The 14,864-nt window shown below is 74.0% G+C and carries 17 protein-coding genes and 1 pseudogene; 10 read left to right on the top strand and 8 right to left on the bottom strand.

The genetic code is table 11. The features are described from left to right. Positions 1-14 precede the first annotated feature (14 nt). On the top strand, positions 15-1,478 hold the full coding sequence (argH, locus tag ACFOYX_RS34440) for an argininosuccinate lyase (RefSeq protein ID WP_322440618.1): 1,464 nt from the start codon (positions 15-17) through the stop codon (positions 1,476-1,478). A 41-nt stretch (positions 1,479-1,519) separates the two neighbouring features. Here the strand turns inward: argH and ACFOYX_RS34435 are convergent, their stop codons facing one another. Both ACFOYX_RS34435 and ACFOYX_RS34430 read right to left on the bottom strand, forming a co-directional pair. Beyond that, entirely contained in the window at positions 1,520-1,873 is a 354-nt protein-coding gene (locus tag ACFOYX_RS34435) for an MmcQ/YjbR family DNA-binding protein (RefSeq protein WP_109801012.1), read from the bottom strand. A gap of 59 nt (positions 1,874-1,932) precedes the next feature. Then, positions 1,933-2,367, bottom strand: coding sequence for a DNA-binding protein (locus tag ACFOYX_RS34430; RefSeq protein ID WP_236647405.1), 435 nt, complete (start codon positions 2,365-2,367; stop codon positions 1,933-1,935). Between the two features lie 83 nt (positions 2,368-2,450). On the opposite strand from ACFOYX_RS34430, the gene ACFOYX_RS34425 reads away from it, so the two are divergent. The 5 genes and pseudogenes from ACFOYX_RS34425 (at position 2,451) to ACFOYX_RS34405 (ending at position 6,105) form a co-directional block, all read left to right on the top strand. After that, positions 2,451-3,077, top strand: a complete 627-nt coding sequence (locus ACFOYX_RS34425) for a DNA-3-methyladenine glycosylase (protein WP_109801011.1) — start codon at positions 2,451-2,453, stop codon at positions 3,075-3,077. A 151-nt stretch (positions 3,078-3,228) separates the two neighbouring features. Continuing rightward, a complete protein-coding gene (locus ACFOYX_RS34420; RefSeq protein ID WP_322440610.1) occupies positions 3,229-4,314 on the top strand; it encodes an exo-alpha-sialidase in 1,086 nt (361 codons plus the stop codon). After that, positions 4,315-4,590, top strand: a complete 276-nt coding sequence (locus tag ACFOYX_RS34415) for a ubiquitin-like small modifier protein 1 (protein WP_322440611.1) — start codon at positions 4,315-4,317, stop codon at positions 4,588-4,590. Positions 4,591-4,825: 235 nt separating this feature from the next. After that, a pseudogene (locus tag ACFOYX_RS34410) lies at positions 4,826-5,482 on the top strand (LLM class flavin-dependent oxidoreductase); the annotation flags it as partial. Then, positions 5,479-6,105 (top strand): FMN reductase, encoded by a 627-nt coding sequence (locus ACFOYX_RS34405; RefSeq protein ID WP_109801006.1) that lies wholly within the window; start codon positions 5,479-5,481, stop codon positions 6,103-6,105. The pseudogene ACFOYX_RS34410 and the gene ACFOYX_RS34405, both read left to right, overlap by 4 nt. A 154-nt stretch (positions 6,106-6,259) precedes the next feature. Here the strand turns inward: ACFOYX_RS34405 and ACFOYX_RS34400 are convergent, their stop codons facing one another. Together ACFOYX_RS34400 and ACFOYX_RS34395 are read right to left on the bottom strand one after the other, a co-directional pair. Then, complete coding sequence (locus ACFOYX_RS34400; protein ID WP_322440612.1) at positions 6,260-7,141, bottom strand: universal stress protein; 882 nt, start codon at positions 7,139-7,141, stop codon at positions 6,260-6,262. A 309-nt stretch (positions 7,142-7,450) separates the two neighbouring features. After that, positions 7,451-7,753, bottom strand: a complete 303-nt coding sequence (locus ACFOYX_RS34395; RefSeq protein ID WP_322440613.1) for a hypothetical protein — start codon at positions 7,751-7,753, stop codon at positions 7,451-7,453. 164 nt (positions 7,754-7,917) lie between these two features. On the opposite strand from ACFOYX_RS34395, the gene ACFOYX_RS34390 reads away from it, so the two are divergent. From ACFOYX_RS34390 to ACFOYX_RS34380, 3 genes are all read left to right on the top strand, one after another. Continuing rightward, positions 7,918-8,421: a GNAT family N-acetyltransferase gene (locus tag ACFOYX_RS34390; protein WP_322440614.1), complete on the top strand. Its 504-nt coding sequence runs from the start codon at positions 7,918-7,920 to the stop codon at positions 8,419-8,421. Between the two features lie 10 nt (positions 8,422-8,431). After that, complete coding sequence (locus ACFOYX_RS34385) at positions 8,432-9,058, top strand: hypothetical protein (protein ID WP_236648484.1); 627 nt, start codon at positions 8,432-8,434, stop codon at positions 9,056-9,058. A gap of 131 nt (positions 9,059-9,189) precedes the next feature. Beyond that, positions 9,190-10,512: a hemolysin family protein gene (locus ACFOYX_RS34380; protein WP_322440615.1), complete on the top strand. Its 1,323-nt coding sequence runs from the start codon at positions 9,190-9,192 to the stop codon at positions 10,510-10,512. Positions 10,513-10,562: 50 nt separating this feature from the next. Here the strand turns inward: ACFOYX_RS34380 and ACFOYX_RS34375 are convergent, their stop codons facing one another. From ACFOYX_RS34375 to ACFOYX_RS34360, 4 genes are all read right to left on the bottom strand, one after another. Continuing rightward, positions 10,563-10,880 (bottom strand): PRC-barrel domain containing protein, encoded by a 318-nt coding sequence (locus tag ACFOYX_RS34375; protein WP_322440616.1) that lies wholly within the window; start codon positions 10,878-10,880, stop codon positions 10,563-10,565. Next, a complete protein-coding gene (locus ACFOYX_RS34370) occupies positions 10,867-11,238 on the bottom strand; it encodes a hypothetical protein (RefSeq protein WP_109805180.1) in 372 nt (123 codons plus the stop codon). Before ACFOYX_RS34370 ends, ACFOYX_RS34375 begins: the two co-directional genes overlap by 14 nt. Beyond that, positions 11,235-12,461, bottom strand: coding sequence for a divalent metal cation transporter (locus tag ACFOYX_RS34365; RefSeq protein WP_322440617.1), 1,227 nt, complete (start codon positions 12,459-12,461; stop codon positions 11,235-11,237). Before ACFOYX_RS34365 ends, ACFOYX_RS34370 begins: the two co-directional genes overlap by 4 nt. Positions 12,462-12,549: 88 nt before the next feature. Continuing rightward, complete coding sequence (locus tag ACFOYX_RS34360) at positions 12,550-12,933, bottom strand: PaaI family thioesterase (RefSeq protein WP_201749965.1); 384 nt, start codon at positions 12,931-12,933, stop codon at positions 12,550-12,552. 108 nt (positions 12,934-13,041) lie between these two features. On the opposite strand from ACFOYX_RS34360, the gene tyrS reads away from it, so the two are divergent. Beyond that, positions 13,042-14,325 (top strand): tyrosine--tRNA ligase, encoded by a 1,284-nt coding sequence (tyrS, locus tag ACFOYX_RS34355; RefSeq protein WP_109805184.1) that lies wholly within the window; start codon positions 13,042-13,044, stop codon positions 14,323-14,325. Positions 14,326-14,864: the final 539 nt, after the last annotated feature.

Below are 14,864 nucleotides of genomic sequence, written 5' to 3'. Positions count from 1 at the left end.
TCGTGGGCACCACAATGGGCGGGGTGGACGACAAGAGCCTGACCGAGAACAGCGCCGCCACCAACCGGACGAGCCTGTGGGGCGGTCGGTTCGCCGGCGGCCCCTCCGAGGCCCTCGCACGGCTGTCGGTGAGCGTCCAGTTCGACTGGCGCCTCGCCCCGTACGATCTCGCCGGGTCCCGGGCGCACGCCCGGGTCCTCGCCGGCGCCGGCCTGCTCGACCCCGAGGAGCTGGGCCGGATCCTGGCGGCGCTGGACGACCTGGAGGCCGCCTGCGCCTCCGGGCAGTTCCGCCCGACCGTCGACGACGAGGACGTGCACACCGCCCTCGAACGCGGCCTGCTGGAGCGGCTCGGCAGCCTCGGCGGCAAGCTGCGCGCCGGGCGGTCCCGCAACGACCAGGTCGCCACCGACCTGCGGCTCTACCTGCGCGACCACGCCCGCGGCGTGGCCGCCCGCCTGGTCGAACTGGCCGAGGCGCTGGTCGAGCAGGCCGGGCGGCACGTGGACACCGCCGCGCCCGGCATGACCCACCTGCAGCACGCCCAGCCGGTCACCTTCGGGCACTGGCTGCTCGCCCACGTGCAGCCGCTGCTGCGCGACCTGGAACGGCTGCGGGACTGGGACCACCGAGCGGCGATCAGCCCGCTCGGCGCGGGCGCGCTCGCCGGCTCGGGCCTGCCGCTGGACCCAATGGCCGTCGCCAAGGAGCTGGGCTTCCGCACGTCCTTCGCCAACTCGATGGACGCCGTCGCCGACCGGGACTTCGTCGCCGAGTTCCTCTTCGTCACCGCGATGATCGGCGTGCACCTGTCCCGCCTCGGCGAGGAGGTGGTGCTCTGGACGTCGCACGAGTTCGGCTGGGTCGAGCTGGACGACGCCTTCGCCACCGGCTCGTCGATCATGCCGCAGAAGAAGAACGCGGACATCGCCGAGCTGGCCCGGGGCAAGTCCGGCCGCCTGGTCGGCGGGCTGATGAGCGTGCTCACCATGCTCAAGGGCCTGCCGATGACCTACGACCGGGACATGCAGGAGGACAAGGAGCCGGCCTTCGACGCGGTCGACACCCTGGAGCTGCTGCTGCCGGCCCTCGCCGGGATGATCTCCACGATGACGGTCCGGGTCGACCGCCTGGTGGCCGCCGCGCCGGTCGGCTTCTCCCTCGCCACCGAGGTGGCGGACTGGCTGGTCCGCAGGGGCGTGCCGTTCCGCGACGCGCACGAGATCACCGGCAAGCTGGTCGCGCTCTGCGTGGCCCGGGACTGCGCCCTGGACGAGGTCTCCGACGCCGACCTGGCGACGGTGAGCGAGCACCTCGACCCGTCGGTGCGCGACGTGCTGTCGGTCCGCTCCGCCCTCGCCGCGCGCACCACGCCCGGCTCGACCGGCCCCGGACCGGTCGCCGACCAGCTCGCCGCCGCCGCCGACAGGCTGTTCGGCTGGCGGGAGTGGGCCGCCGAGCGGGTCGTCCCCCGCTGAGGTCGCCGGGTCGGCGCGGGTGGCCCCACCCGCGCCGACCCTCAGCCCGTCGGGCGCTCCCGCTTCGGCAGCTTCGCCACCACCGCGTCGTACGACCCGTCGACGGCGTCGATCAGTTCCTCGTCGCCGATCCCGGCGTCCAGGCGCAGCGTGTTCCAGCCGGACCGCCCGATGTACGGCGATGCTGTCGCGTCCTCCGGGAACCGGTGCAGCCACTCGTCGGCGACGTCCCGGTTCGGGCCGCACTTCACGCCCACCCGCGCCTCGCCGTCGGGGGAGCCGAGGAACGCGAAGATCCGGCTCCCCACCTTGACCACCTCGTCGCCCTCCCACGGCTGGTCCAGCCAGGCGCCCGGCTTGGCCAGGCAGTACGCCAGCATCTCCTCGCGCGTCATCGCGTCCTCCCGTCGCCCGCTTGCGGGCCCAGTCTCGCGCATGCCTGCGACGCCGCCGCTCAGTCGCCGGTGCCGGTCCGGACGGTCAGCCGCTCGTAGCGCTGGCGGGCCGCCTGGGCGCTGCCCAGCCCGAGCCCGAAGGCGATCGCCTGCCAGGTCAGGCCGCGGCCGCGGGCGACCTGCAACAGACCCGCCTCCAGGGCGTCGACCTCGGCGCGGACGTGCGGGATCAGGGTCAGCGCGGCCATCAGGTCGGCCTGGTCGACCGGCTCCTCGCCGGGCTCCAGCTCGGCCCCGCCGGCGAGGGCCATCACCAGCGTCGCCGCCTCGTAGGCGTCCGGCACGTCCGGGTGGGCGTACCGACGGCGGCGGGCGTCCGTGCCGGCGTGCCGCTCGGCGATCCGCAGCAGCGCCGCGTAGTTGCGGTGCGCGCGGGCCTGGGCAGCATCCGGAGCGGTGAACGGGTCGTTGTCCAGCGTGACCATGTGTTCCATCAGAGCCGCTTGAACACCCCTTTGTCAACAGTTTGTTGAAAGCAAGTCGTGCTCATCTCCGCGGCGCCGACTAGGGTCGAGCCATGACCGCCGCTGACCCCGTGACCACCGCCGACCTCGTCGAGCTGCTCGCCGGCCCGGTCGTGCCGGCGGCGCGCGGGCTGCTCGGCTGCCGGCTCGCCGCGGGCGGGGTCACCGTCCGGATCACCGAGGTCGAGGCGTACGCCGGCACGGCCGGGGACCCGGCCTCGCACGCCCACCGGGGGCGCACCCCGCGCAACGCGGTGATGTTCGGGCCGGCCGGGCACGCCTACGTCTACTTCACCTACGGCATGCACTGGTGCGTGAACGTGGTGACCGGCCTGGACGGGGAGGCCTCGGCGGTGCTGCTGCGGGCCGGCGAGGTGGTCGACGGCCTCGACGCCGCCCGGGCCCGGCGCCCCGCCGTACGCCGGGACGTGGACCTCGCCCGTGGGCCCGCCCGGCTCTGCGCGGCGCTCGGCATCGACCGCTCCGCCTACGGCCTCGACCTGCTCGGCGACGGCCCGGTGCGGCTGCGACCGCCCCTCGAGCCGGTGGCCGAGGCGGCGATCGAGGCCGGCCCGCGGGTCGGCGTCACCGGGGCGCACGACGTGCCGTGGCGGTTCTGGATCTCCGGCGATCCGACGGTGAGCGCCTACCGGCGGCACGTGCCCAGGGTGCGACGCTGAGCCCCGGCGTGGCCGGGCGGAAATGTGTCGGAGGGCGTGGCCATAATCACTGGGCCCGAGTCCACGGGTGGCGGCTTCCGAATGTCCCGGCTTTTCGCCGGATCGCCGCCCGGACCCGGCCATCTGCCCGCCGACGGATCGGAGGACCGTCATGGCAACGCTGCTCGCGATCGGCACCGGCAAAGGTCTCTTCCTCGCCACCAGCAACGACGGTCGACGCGGCTGGGAGGTGAGCGGGCCGCACTTCCCGATGACCGGCGTCTACGCGGTGGCCGTCGACAAGCGCCCCGGCACGCCCCGGGTGCTCGCCGGCACGACCAGTTCGCACTTCGGGCCGAGCGTGGCCAGCAGCGACGACCTGGGCGCCTCCTGGCAGGAGCCGGACCAGGCGCCGGTGGCCTTCCCGGCGGACACCGGCGTCAGCCTCGGTCGGGTCTGGCAGCTCACCCCGGCCGGCGCCGATCAGCCCGACGTGGTCTGGGCCGGCACCGAGCCCTCGGCGCTGTTCCGCTCCGACGACGGCGGCCGCAGCTTCGCCCTGGTCCGGGCGCTCTGGGACCACCCGCACCGGGAGCGGTGGGGCGCGGGCTTCGGCGGCCAGGCGGTGCACAGCGTGCTGCCGCACCCCCGTGACCCGGCCCGGATGGCGGTGGCGATGTCCACCGGCGGGGTTTACCGCACCGAGGACGGCGGGGCGAGCTGGGCGCCGGGCAACACCGGCATCCGGGCGTACTTCCTGCCCGACGAGTGGCCCGAGTTCGGGCAGTGCGTCCACAAGATCGCCCGGGACGCCGGCGACCCCGAGCGGCTCTACGCGCAGAACCATCACGGCGTCTACCGCTCCGACGACGACGGTCGCACCTGGACGTCGATCGCCGCCGGCCTGCCCAGCGACTTCGGCTTCCCGATGGTCGCCCACCCGTCCCGGTCCGGCACGATCTACGCGTTCCCGCTGACCGCCGACGCGCAGCGCTACCCCGTCGATCACCGCTGCCGGGTCTACCGCTCCACCGACGCCGGCGACAAGTGGGAGCCGCTGACCGTCGGGCTGCCCGAGGGGCCGTTTCACCCGTCCGTGCTGCGCGACGCGATGTGCGTGGACGACGCCGACCCGGCCGGGGTCTACTTCGGCACCCGCTCCGGCGAGGTCTACGCCAGCCGGGACGAGGGGGACTCCTGGTCCCTGGTCGCCGCCCACCTGCCCGACGTCCTCTGCGTCCGCGCCGCGGAGCTCTGAGTGGTCACCGTGCTGCTGCCGGGCCCGCTGCGCGGCGAGGCCGGCGGCGCGAGCCGGCTCACCGTGGCCGCCACCGGCACCCTGCGGGGGGTCCTCGACGAGCTGGCCGGGGCGTGGCCCCGACTGGCCCGCCGGATCCGCGACGAGCGGGGCGAGCTGCGCCGGTACGTCAACGTCTACGTCGACGGCGAGGACTGCCGGCACGTCGGCGGACTGGACACCCCGGTCGGCGACGGCGCCGACGTGCAGGTGCTTCCCTCGGTGGCCGGCGGCTGACCGGTCCGCCGGGGTCCCGCGTCCCGCCATGATCCGCTAGGGTCGGCGGCTCCGGCGGACGAGGGGAGCGGCGCGGTGACGTCCTACGAGTGAGGGCGATTGATCGGACGACTGATGTGCCAGTCCCTGATGCTGGCGCTGATCGTCGGCGCGATCGTGCTCGTCGTGATCCGGCAGCGACGCCGGCGCCGCCCGCCGGTCCCGCCCCACCCGGCGCACGGCTGGCAGCAGCCGGTGGAAGGGCCGCTTCCGTACGGCGCTGCAGTCGTTCACCGCGACGCCGCGCCCACTCGACGGCGTGCCGCCGTTCGTGTGGCACGGCTCGATCCGCAGCCCCGAGATCGCCGAGCAGGCCGCGTACTACGGTGACGGCTTCTTCGCCAACCACATCTTCTGGCCGAAGGAGCACACCCAGCGGATGGTCGGCCTCTACCGCCAGCGGTTCGCGCACTACGGCCACGGCACCCCGGAGCAGGCCATCGTCGGGCTCGGCGGGCAGGTCTTCATGCGGCGCAACTCCCAGGACGCGGTCCGCGAGTTCCGGCCGTACTTCGACAACGCCCCGGTCTACGGGCACGGGCCCTCGCTGGAGGAGTTCACCGCCCAGACGCCGCTCACCGTCGGCAGCCCGCAGCAGGTCATCGACCGTACGCTCGGCTTCCGCGAGTACGTCGGCGACTACCAGCGCCAGCTCTTCCTGATGGACCACGCCGGTCTGCCGTTGAAGACGGTGCTCGAACAGCTCGACCTGCTCGGCGAGGAGGTCGTCCCGGTGCTCCGCAAGGAGTTCGACGCGCTGCGTCCCGCCCACGTACCCGAGGCGCCCACCCACGCCTCGCTGGTCGCGGCCCGCGACGCGGCGGACCTGACCGGCGCGGAGGGCGGCCGATGACCCGGCGCACCCTGGCCGTGGTCTCGGCCGGTCTCGGCCGGCCCTCCTCGACCCGGCTGCTCGCCGACCAGCTCGCCGCGGCCACTCGCGACGAGCTGGACCGGCGCGGCGCCGCCGTCGAGCTCCACCCGATCGAGCTGCGCGAACACGCCCACGACGTGGTGAACCACCTGCTCACCGGCTTCCCCTCGCCGGCGCTGCGGGAGGTGCTGGACGCGGTGGCCGGCGCCGACGGGCTGATCGCCGTCACGCCGATCTTCAACGCCTCCTACAACGGACTGTTCAAGTCCTTCTTCGACGTGGTCGACTCCGACGCGCTGGCCGGGCGGCCGGTGCTGATCGGCGCCACCGGCGGCACCGCCCGGCACTCGCTCGCCCTGGAGCACGCGGTCCGGCCGATGTTCGCCTACCTGCGCGCGCTGGTCGTGCCGACGGCGGTCTTCGCCGCGCCCGAGGACTGGGCCGGCGAGGGAGCCGACGCGGCCCTGCGCGCCCGGATCCGGCGGGCCGCCGGCGAACTCGCCGACCAGGTCGACCGCCGCCCGGCCGCGATCGGTCCCGCCGACCCGTTCGCCCTCACCACCAGCTTCGAGGACCTGCTCGCCGGCCGCGACCCCGCCTGAGCCGGATCGCGACCCGACCTGAGCCGGGGCCGCGGCCACGCCCGGGCAGGCCCCGGTCCGGGGCCAGAGCCACCGCTACCCGGCCTGAGCGGGCAGCCACCTGGGCCCGATCCGGCCGCCACCCGCCGTGCCCGCGCCCACCACGGGCGCGGGCTCAGTCGGTCGGCTCGTACGGGTGGGCGACCAGCACCGGGCAGTGGGCGTGCTGCACCAGCGCATGGCTGACCGAGCCGAGCAGCAGCCCGGCGAAGCCGCCCCGGCCCCGGGAGCCGACCACCACCAACTCGGCCTCCCCGCTCGCCTCGAGCAGCGCCTGCTCCGGCTTGGCGGCCCGCACCGGTCGCTCGGTCACGGTCAGCCCGGGATGGTCGGTCCGTACCCGGCCGGCCACGCCGGCCAGCAGGTCGGCCGATCCGGCCTGCTCGGCCGCACCCGACTCCGCCACCTCCTCGGGCAGACCCCCGGGCCGGCCGTCGGGTCGTACGTGCATCAGCACCAGGGCCCTGTCCCGGCGTACCGCCTCGTCGGCGGCCTGCCGGACGGCGAGCGCCGCCGACTCGGAGCCGTCCACCCCGACCACCACCGGCCCGCCCGCCGGGATCGGCTCGTCGGCCGGCCGGACCACCAGCACCGGGCAGTGCCCGTGCTGGGCGACCTGGCCGCTGACCGAGCCCAGCAGCAGGCCGGCGAACCCGCCGTGCCCGCGGCTGCCGACCACCACCAGCTCGGCCCGGCGGGACTCCGCGACCAGCGCGGCGCCCGGCCCGCCGGCCACCTGGCGCACCTCCACGCGCAGGCCGGCACGGCGCTCGGCGAGTTCCGCGGCCACCTGCTCCAGCATCTTCTGCGCCGCCTCGGTCGGCGCCGGCACCCCGATGTCGTACGGGTTGAGCGGCACGCCGTAGCCGAGCGGGTGCAGGTAGCCGTGCACCAGGTGCAGCGGCCGGGACCGCTGGACCGCGGTGCGCGCCGCGTGTTCCGCGGCGACCAGGCTGGACGGTGATCCGTCGACGCCCACCACGACAGGTCTATTCATCAGCTCCCCCAGAGGTCGATCAGGCCATTGTCGACCTACCCGGCGCCGCCGGTCCGCATTTGTCCCGCGCGGCCCCGGGAGCACTCCCGACTCGCACGATCGTCGGAGCCGGCCGGCGACGCGGCCGACGCGGGCGGGGTGTGCGGCCGGTCAGGCGGAGTCGCTACCCCCGTGGTGCCGGACGACGGCGGAGCGGGCTGCGCGCGTGGTGCGGCACGGCGTGGCTGACGGAGCCGAAGGTGCAGCGCAGCACACCGGGGTCGAGTTCACCGCAGCAGGGGTGCGCCAGCTGATGGCGTCGGACGAACCCTAGCGTCCGTCGCTGCCGGCGGTGGCCGGCCCGGCCAGGGCGTACCGGCGGACGACCAGCTCGTCCACCTCGAGCCGGCCGATGCGCAGCTCCCGGATGGCCGCCCGGCGGACCGCGAGCCGGCCGATCGCCAGCGCACCCACCGCCACCGCGCCGAGCGCGGCCGCGGACAGCGCCAGCGACCCGGCCGCCGTGGCGCCCAGGGCCCGCGCGCCGGCCAGGTGCGCGCCGGTGGCCGAGGCGGCCCGGGGCCGGGCGGCTGCCGCGCCGGCGCGGACCCGCCGGAGGCGAGGTGTGGTCATCTGCCGATCCTCCGATGTCACCGGGCGGGCCGGGCCCGTCCTGGCTCGGCGTCCACCGCCCGGGTGACCGCTCCCGGACTTTGCGCGGGCCGGCCGGGCTGACGCCGAGGGTCACCGGGCCGGAGGTGCCGAGTGCGTCGGTGGGCCTGCGTATCCTCCGGCGGGTGACCTCCGTTGTGCGCCTCCGTCCGGTACGCGACGCCGACCTGCCCGAGTTCTTCGCCCACCAGCAGGATCCGCAGGCCAACTGGATGGCCGCCTTCGGGCCGGCCGACCCGGCCGACCGGGCGGCGTTCGACGCGCACTGGGCACGCATCCGCGCCGACCCGCGCATCGTCACCCGGACCGTGCTGGTCGACGACGAGGTGGTGGGGCACGTGGCTGCCTTCCCGGTCGACGGGCGCACCGAGGTCAGCTACTGGATCGACCCGCGCCGGTGGGGCCGGGGCCACGCCACGGCCGCGCTGGCCGCGCTGCTGCGCGAGCTGCCGCGCGGCCCGGTGCACGCCCGCGTCGCCAAGGACAACCGCGCCTCCCTGGCCGTGCTGCGCAAGTGCGGCTTCGTCGTCGTCGGCGAGGACTCCGGGTACGCCGACGGCCGCGGCGCCGAGGTCGAGGAATGGGTGCTGGAGCTGCCCGCCGACGGCACTGAGCTGGGCGACCACTAGTCTCCCCGGGGTGAACTGGCTGGAACTCGTCGGCTGGGCCGGCTCCGCGCTGCTGGTCTGGTCCCTGCTGCAGACGCGCATCCTGCGGCTGCGCGCGCTGAACCTGCTCGGCTGCCTGATCCTGATCGGCTACAACGCGGCGGTGCACGTCTGGCCGATGGTCGGCCTCAACGTGGTGCTGGCCGTGGTCAATGTCTGGTACCTGCGGAAGATGCTGGCCACCCGGCACGACGAGCAGACGTACCAGGTGGTCGAGGTGGGCACCGGCGACGCGTTCCTGGCCCACACGCTGCGGGTGCACGCGCCCGACATCGCCCGGTTCAACCCGGATTTCCACTGGGACCCCGAAGACCGCCGACGCTCCGCCTTCCTGGTGGTCCGCGCCGACGAGGTGGTCGGCGTGGTGGTGTCGCACGCCGAGGCCGGCGGGGTCGCCCAGATCGACCTGGACTACGTCACCCCGCCGTTCCGCGACTTCACCCCGGGCGAGTTCGTCTACCGGCGCAGCAGCCTCTTCACCGACCGCGGGTTCCGCCGGGTGGTCAGCCCGCCCGGCATGGTCGCCCCCTACTACCACCGGCTCGGCTTCCGCCCGGAGGGCGACGCGTACGTCCTCGACCTGCCCGCGCCGGCCTGACGGCCCGCCGCCACCGGGAGGATTCAGCCACCCCGCCGCTGGGCACAGTGGGGCCTACGCCGACCGGGTTCCCGGCCGGCGGCGTCGGCCGGGCCGGCCGACGCTGGGCGCGGTGAGGGAGAGAACCGGGCGTGCAGAGCTACTGGAGCCAACTGGCCCTGGTCGGAGTCCTGGTCATCGTCAACGCGGCCTTCGCCGGTAGTGAGATGGCCCTGGTCTCGCTGCGGGACAGCCAGCTCCAGCGGCTGGAGCGGACCAGCCGCGCCGGCCGGACCCTGGCCCGGCTGGCCAAGGACCCGAACCGGTTCCTGGCCACCATCCAGATCGGCATCACGCTCGCCGGTTTCCTCGCCTCGGCCGCCGCGGCGGTCTCCCTGGCCAGGCCGCTCGTACCGCTGCTCGGGGTGTTCGGCGACGCGGCCGGGACGGTCGCCATCGTGGCGGTGACCCTGGCCCTGACCTTCGTCACCCTGGTCTTCGGCGAGCTGGCCCCGAAGCGGATCGCCATGCAGTCCGCCGAGCGGTGGGCGTTGGTGGTGGCCAGGCCGCTCGACCTGCTGGCCACCTTCACCCGGCCGGCCGTCTGGGCCCTCGGCGCCACCAGCGACCTGGTGGTACGCCTCTTCGGGCTGAACCCCGGGCACCAGCCCGAGGAGATCGGCCCGGACGAGCTGCGCGACATCGTCGCCGGCAACCACGGCTTCACCAAGGAACAGCGGACGATCATCGCCGGCGCGGTGGAGATCGCCGACCGGCAGCTGCGGGCGGTGCTCGTACCCCGGCTCCAGGTCTTCACGCTCGACAGTGGGACCACCGCGGAGGCCGCCCGGCTGGTGCTGGCCGCGACCGGCCACTCGCGGGCCCCGGTGGTCCGACACGGCGGCCTGGACGACGCGGTCGGCGTGATCCACCTGCGCGACCTGGTCGGCGTGCCGGACGACCGGCCGGTCGACGAGGGCACCCGACCGCCGATGCTGCTGCCCGACTCGCTGCCGGTGGTCGACGCGCTGCGCCAGTTCAAGGCCGAACGGCAGCACATCGCCCTGGTGGTGGACGAGCGCGGCGCGGTCGACGGGATCGTCACCCTGGAGGACATCCTCGAGGAGATCGTCGGCGAGATCTACGACGAGACCGACCGCGACCTCAGCTCCGTCCGCACGGAGGAGGACGGCACGCTGCTGCTGCCGGGCACCTTCCCGGTGCACGACCTGGCCGACCTGGGCGTGGCGCTGCCCGGCCGGCCGGCCGGCGACTACACCACCATCGCCGGGCTGGTGCTGACCTGCCTCGGGCACATCCCCACCGTGGCGGGGGAGAGCGTCACCGTCGACGGCTGGGAGCTGGTGGTGGCCGACATCGACCACCGGGCGATCACCGAGGTGCGGATCCGCCGCGACGCCGGCACCGACGGGGCGACCGACGCCGACGCCCCGCTGCTGGAGGCCCGCAGCTGACCGTCGCGCCGGCGCCCGGCCGGCCCGCACCGCCGCCCCGGGGCCGGCCGTCAGTCCGTGCCGCCGGGCGGGCCGAACGGGAAGCCGGGTACCGGCGGGGAGAGCCGCACCTGGTCGGCGGGCAGTTGGTGGGTGCTCCGCCCGAGCACCCGGGCGATGACCCGGAGCAGCCACGGCCCCGACGGGTGCAGCTCCGGGCCGATCAGGCGGCTGGTGACCCGGGTCCACCAGTGACCGGCGACGATCACGTCGGTCAGCCGCAGCCGGTCGGGCGGGAAGCCACCCCGGACCACCACGTCCACCACCCGCCCGAGCCGCCGCCCGTGCAGGTCGTGCGCGGTCCTCCCGAGCAGCTCACCCGCTCGCACGGTTCGCTCCCGGGATCCGGTCGATGAGGTGCCGGCGCAGCCAGCCCTCGACCGGCGGCGGCGGCAGGTCGGCCGCCCGGACGCGCAGCCGTACGGCGGTGTCCACCCGGTCGATCAGGGCGACCGGGATCCGTACCGGCGGTTCGTCGACGAACCGGTCGGCGAATCCGACCAGGAAGCGCCCGACCCGGCCGCCCATCCGCTGCCCGAGCGCGCCCTGCGCGGTGAGCAGGCAGTCCACGTACGGGAACCCCTCGTCGTCCACGGCGAAGGCGATGTCATCGACCCGGCCGACCAGCCGGCCGTCCCGGTCGACGATCTGCCGGTCGAGCAGTTGCTTGGCGAGCTGGACCCTCACTGTCCCATCCTCGTGATGATCGCCAACGGGATCGCCGCCATCGACGCGACGACGATGAGCAGCAGGAACAGCGCGCCGAGCAGGTTGTTCCAGCGGCCGTTCACCCGGTCGCCCAGGTAGTTCCGGTCGTTCGCCACCACCAGGATCGGCAGGTACGTCAGCGGCAGCACCACCGCGCTGAGGACCAGCATGTACTCGGTGAGCCGGACCGGGTCGATCGTGGTCAGCAACAGCAGCACCCCGAGCAGCACGCTGACCAGCAGCACGGCGTGGAACCGGGCCGCCTCGCGCGGGCTGACCCGCTTGCCCCACTGCCAGCCGAAGTACTGCGACGCCGCGTACGCGGCCGACAGCCCGGTCTCCAGCGCGGCGCCGAAGGTCACCGCGAAGAACGCCAGCACGGCCGCCGCCAGCCCGATCCCGCCGAACGCCCGCACCACCGGCTGCGCCACCTGGTCGAGGGTGTCCAGCGACTCCCCGCCGGGGTGGTAGACCACCGCCGCGGTGGCGATCAGCGACAGCGCGAGGAACCCGCCGACCGGGAAGCCGATCAGCACGTTCGAGCGGGCGTGGGCCAGGTCGGCGGCGCTCCACCGCTCCTCCACCCCGCCGGAGGAGAAGAAGAAGACCTCGTACGGGCTGACCGTGGAGGCGAAGAGCGCCACCGCGAGGAACCAGTAGGCGCTCCAGCCCTGCCCGGCGGCGCTGAGGTGCACCGCCTGGTGGCCGAGCCGCCCCCAGTCGGTGGGCAGGGCGAACAACGCCACCGCGAAGACCAGCAGGGCCATCCCGGCGAGCCCGAAGACCCGTTCCATCAGCTCGAAGCGCATCCGCCACAGCACCAGCCAGACGGCGAACGCGGCCACCGGCACCCACAGCAGGTAGCTGACCCCGGTGGCCAGCTGCACCACCAGCGCCACCCCGCCCAGTTCCGCCGCCAGGGTGACCACCGTGACGAGGTAGGACGCGACCAGGTTGAGCAGCGCCACCCGCGGCCCCAGCCGCTCCCGGACCAGGTCGAACACCGCCCGGCCGCTCACCGCCGCGATCCGTCCGGCCATTTCGGCGTACGCGCAGATGCCGAGCACACCGACGAGCAGCACCCAGGCGTGGGCCATGCCGAACCGGGCGCCGGCCTGGCTTGCCGCCACCAGGTCGCCGATGTCGACGAAGCCGCCGATGGCGGAGAGCACGCCGAGGGTGGCGGCGAGGAGCTTCCTCACGTCGGCGGGGCAGCGGCGGGTCTCATCGACGCGACGATATCCGCGTCAGCCCCTCAATTCAGGTCGAATCGGGCGCTCCGGCCCCGGGTCAGCGGGCGGTGAGGTTCTGCAGGCGCACCTGGCCCCGGGAGACCAGTCGCCCGTCGCCGTCGGTGATCTCCACCTGCCAGAGCTGCTGGCTGCGGCCCTGGTGCACCGGCGTGCCCACCGCGGTCAGCTCACCCTCGCGGACCGCCCGCAGGAAGTCGGTCTGGTTGGACACCCCGACCACCTGGCCCTTGTCGCCCAGCCAGAGCGAGCCGCCGATGCTGGCCGCCGTCTCGACCACCGAGCAGTAGACCCCGCCGTGCTGGATCCCGAACGGCTGGTGCAGCTCCGGGCGCACCTCCCAGCGGATGACCACCTTCTCGCTGCTGACCTCGTCGAACTTGAGCCCGAGCAGGGCGACGAAGCCCCCGGTCAGGTCCGGCATCTCCACGGCAGCCCCTCCTCGCCTCGTACGGAGCCGCCAGCCTAGCCGCCCCGCCGAGAGGCAAACCCGGTACGGCCCGGGGGGTGTGATGGGGGAGAATCGGTGACCGTGACCGACAGCAACCTCCCGCACGGGCGGGACTCCCTGACCGAAGACCTGCGGTGGCGGGGCCTGATCCAGGACTCGACCGGCCTCGACGAGCTGCGCGAGCTGCTCGACGGCGAGAGCGCCACCTTCTATGTGGGCTTCGACCCGACCGCGCCGAGCCTGCACGTCGGCCACCTCATGCAGGTCACCACGGCTCGCCGGCTGCAGCTCGCCGGGCACCGCCCGCTGCTGCTGGTGGGCGGCGCCACCGGCCAGATCGGCGACCCGAAGGAGAGCGCCGAGCGGACCCTCAACCCGCCCGAGGTGGTCGAGGGCTGGGTGCGGCGGATCCACGACCAGCTCGCGCCGTTCGTCTCGTACACCGGGGAGAACGCCGCCCGGCTGGTCAACAACCTGGACTGGACCGGCGAGATGTCGGTGGTCGAGTTCCTGCGCGACGTGGGCAAGCACTTCCCGGTGAACAGGATGCTGGCCCGGGAGGTGGTCAAGGCGCGGCTGGAGACCGGCATCAGCTTCACCGAGTTCAGCTACCAGCTCCTGCAGTCGCACGACTTCTTCGAGCTGCACCGCCGGTACGGCTGTCAGCTCCAGTACGGCGGCTCCGACCAGTGGGGCAACATCACCGCCGGCGTCGACTACATCCGCCGCCGGGGCGCGGGACCGGTGCAGGCCTTCACCACGCCGCTGGTCACCAAGTCCGACGGCACCAAGTTCGGCAAGACCGAGGGCGGCGCCGTCTGGCTCGACCCGGAGATGACCAGCCCGTACGCCTTCTACCAGTTCTGGCTCAACGCCGACGACCGCGACGTCGTCCGCTACCTGCGCTACTTCAGCTTCCGCTCCCGCGAGGAGCTGGAGGAGCTGGAGAAGGCGACGGCCGAGCGTCCCCAGGCCCGGCTCGCCCAGCGCGCCCTCGCCGAGGAGCTGACCAGCCTGGTGCACGGCGAACGGGAGCTGGCCCAGGCGGTCGCCGCCAGCCAGGCGCTCTTCGGCCGGGGGGCGCTGGACGAACTGGCCCCGGAGACGCTGCGGGCCGCCCTCATCGAGGCCGGCCTGGTGCACCTCACCGAGCTGCCGGACGTGGCCGGCCTGCTCAAGGAGTCCGGGTTGGTGCCCAGCACGAAGGAGGCCCGGCGGGTGATCGCCGAAGGCGGCGCCTACGTCAACAACACCCGGATCTCCGAGGTGGACGCCACCGTCGGCCCGGAGGACCTGCTGCACGGCCGGTACCTGGTGCTGCGCCGCGGCAAGCGTTCCTTCGCCGGGGTTGAGCTGCGCAGATAGCCGTACGTCGAGAGTGTGACGCGGGACGCGCCCAGCGGATTTGACGATCAATCCGCTGGGCGCGTAACTTTCTCTCTGCCAGCGCGGAACGGACGAAACAGGCGAAAGACCTGACAGGCCGGAGCGCGGGAATGACCCCCAGGGTCGGATGGTTACACTCATCAGGAACCTGGGACCGGGCGGTGCCCCGGATTCGCCGAGAGGCGGATTTGGCGAGGCGGAACCGACCGGGTAAGGTTATCGGCCGGCAGGGAAACGGGCGAGCGTGCGGGAGACCGCAGCGGCCGTCCTGCCGAAACCCACGAAGCGCCCGGCGCGAGCCGGTCGAACAGTGGTGCCCGGCAAAAGGGTTGACGTACGTCAAACCGCGAAACACCGGTTTGACACGGCAAAAACCCCCGGGTAACGTAGTAAAAGTGCCCGGCGCGAGAGCGGCGGGTGCGGACGGACGAAATGCCCCGGATGGGGGTCCTACCGGGTAGGGCTTCTGGATGGTGTGTGGTTGTTCTTTGAGAACTCAACAGGGTGCTTGATAAGCC

Origin of the sequence: Micromonospora sp. GCM10011541 (assembly GCF_042650725.1) — a bacterium.
Classification (GTDB): domain Bacteria; phylum Actinomycetota; class Actinomycetes; order Mycobacteriales; family Micromonosporaceae; genus Micromonospora; species Micromonospora sicca.
This window is presented reverse-complemented; position numbering and strand designations above follow the sequence as displayed.

Coding starts and splice junctions, on each gene's coding strand:
- ACFOYX_RS34400 (WP_322440612.1), bottom strand. CDS start 7,141: ATGAATAGACCTGTCGTGGTGGGCGTCGACGGATCACCGTCCAGCCTG.
- ACFOYX_RS34430 (WP_236647405.1), bottom strand. CDS start 2,367: ATGGAACACATGGTCACGCTGGACAACGACCCGTTCACCGCTCCGGAT.
- ACFOYX_RS34360 (WP_201749965.1), bottom strand. CDS start 12,933: ATGCCGGACCTGACCGGGGGCTTCGTCGCCCTGCTCGGGCTCAAGTTC.
- ACFOYX_RS34420 (WP_322440610.1), top strand. CDS start 3,229: ATGGCAACGCTGCTCGCGATCGGCACCGGCAAAGGTCTCTTCCTCGCC.
- ACFOYX_RS34405 (WP_109801006.1), top strand. CDS start 5,479: ATGACCCGGCGCACCCTGGCCGTGGTCTCGGCCGGTCTCGGCCGGCCC.
- ACFOYX_RS34395 (WP_322440613.1), bottom strand. CDS start 7,753: ATGACCACACCTCGCCTCCGGCGGGTCCGCGCCGGCGCGGCAGCCGCC.
- argH (WP_322440618.1), top strand. CDS start 15: ATGGGCGGGGTGGACGACAAGAGCCTGACCGAGAACAGCGCCGCCACC.
- ACFOYX_RS34425 (WP_109801011.1), top strand. CDS start 2,451: ATGACCGCCGCTGACCCCGTGACCACCGCCGACCTCGTCGAGCTGCTC.
- ACFOYX_RS34435 (WP_109801012.1), bottom strand. CDS start 1,873: ATGACGCGCGAGGAGATGCTGGCGTACTGCCTGGCCAAGCCGGGCGCC.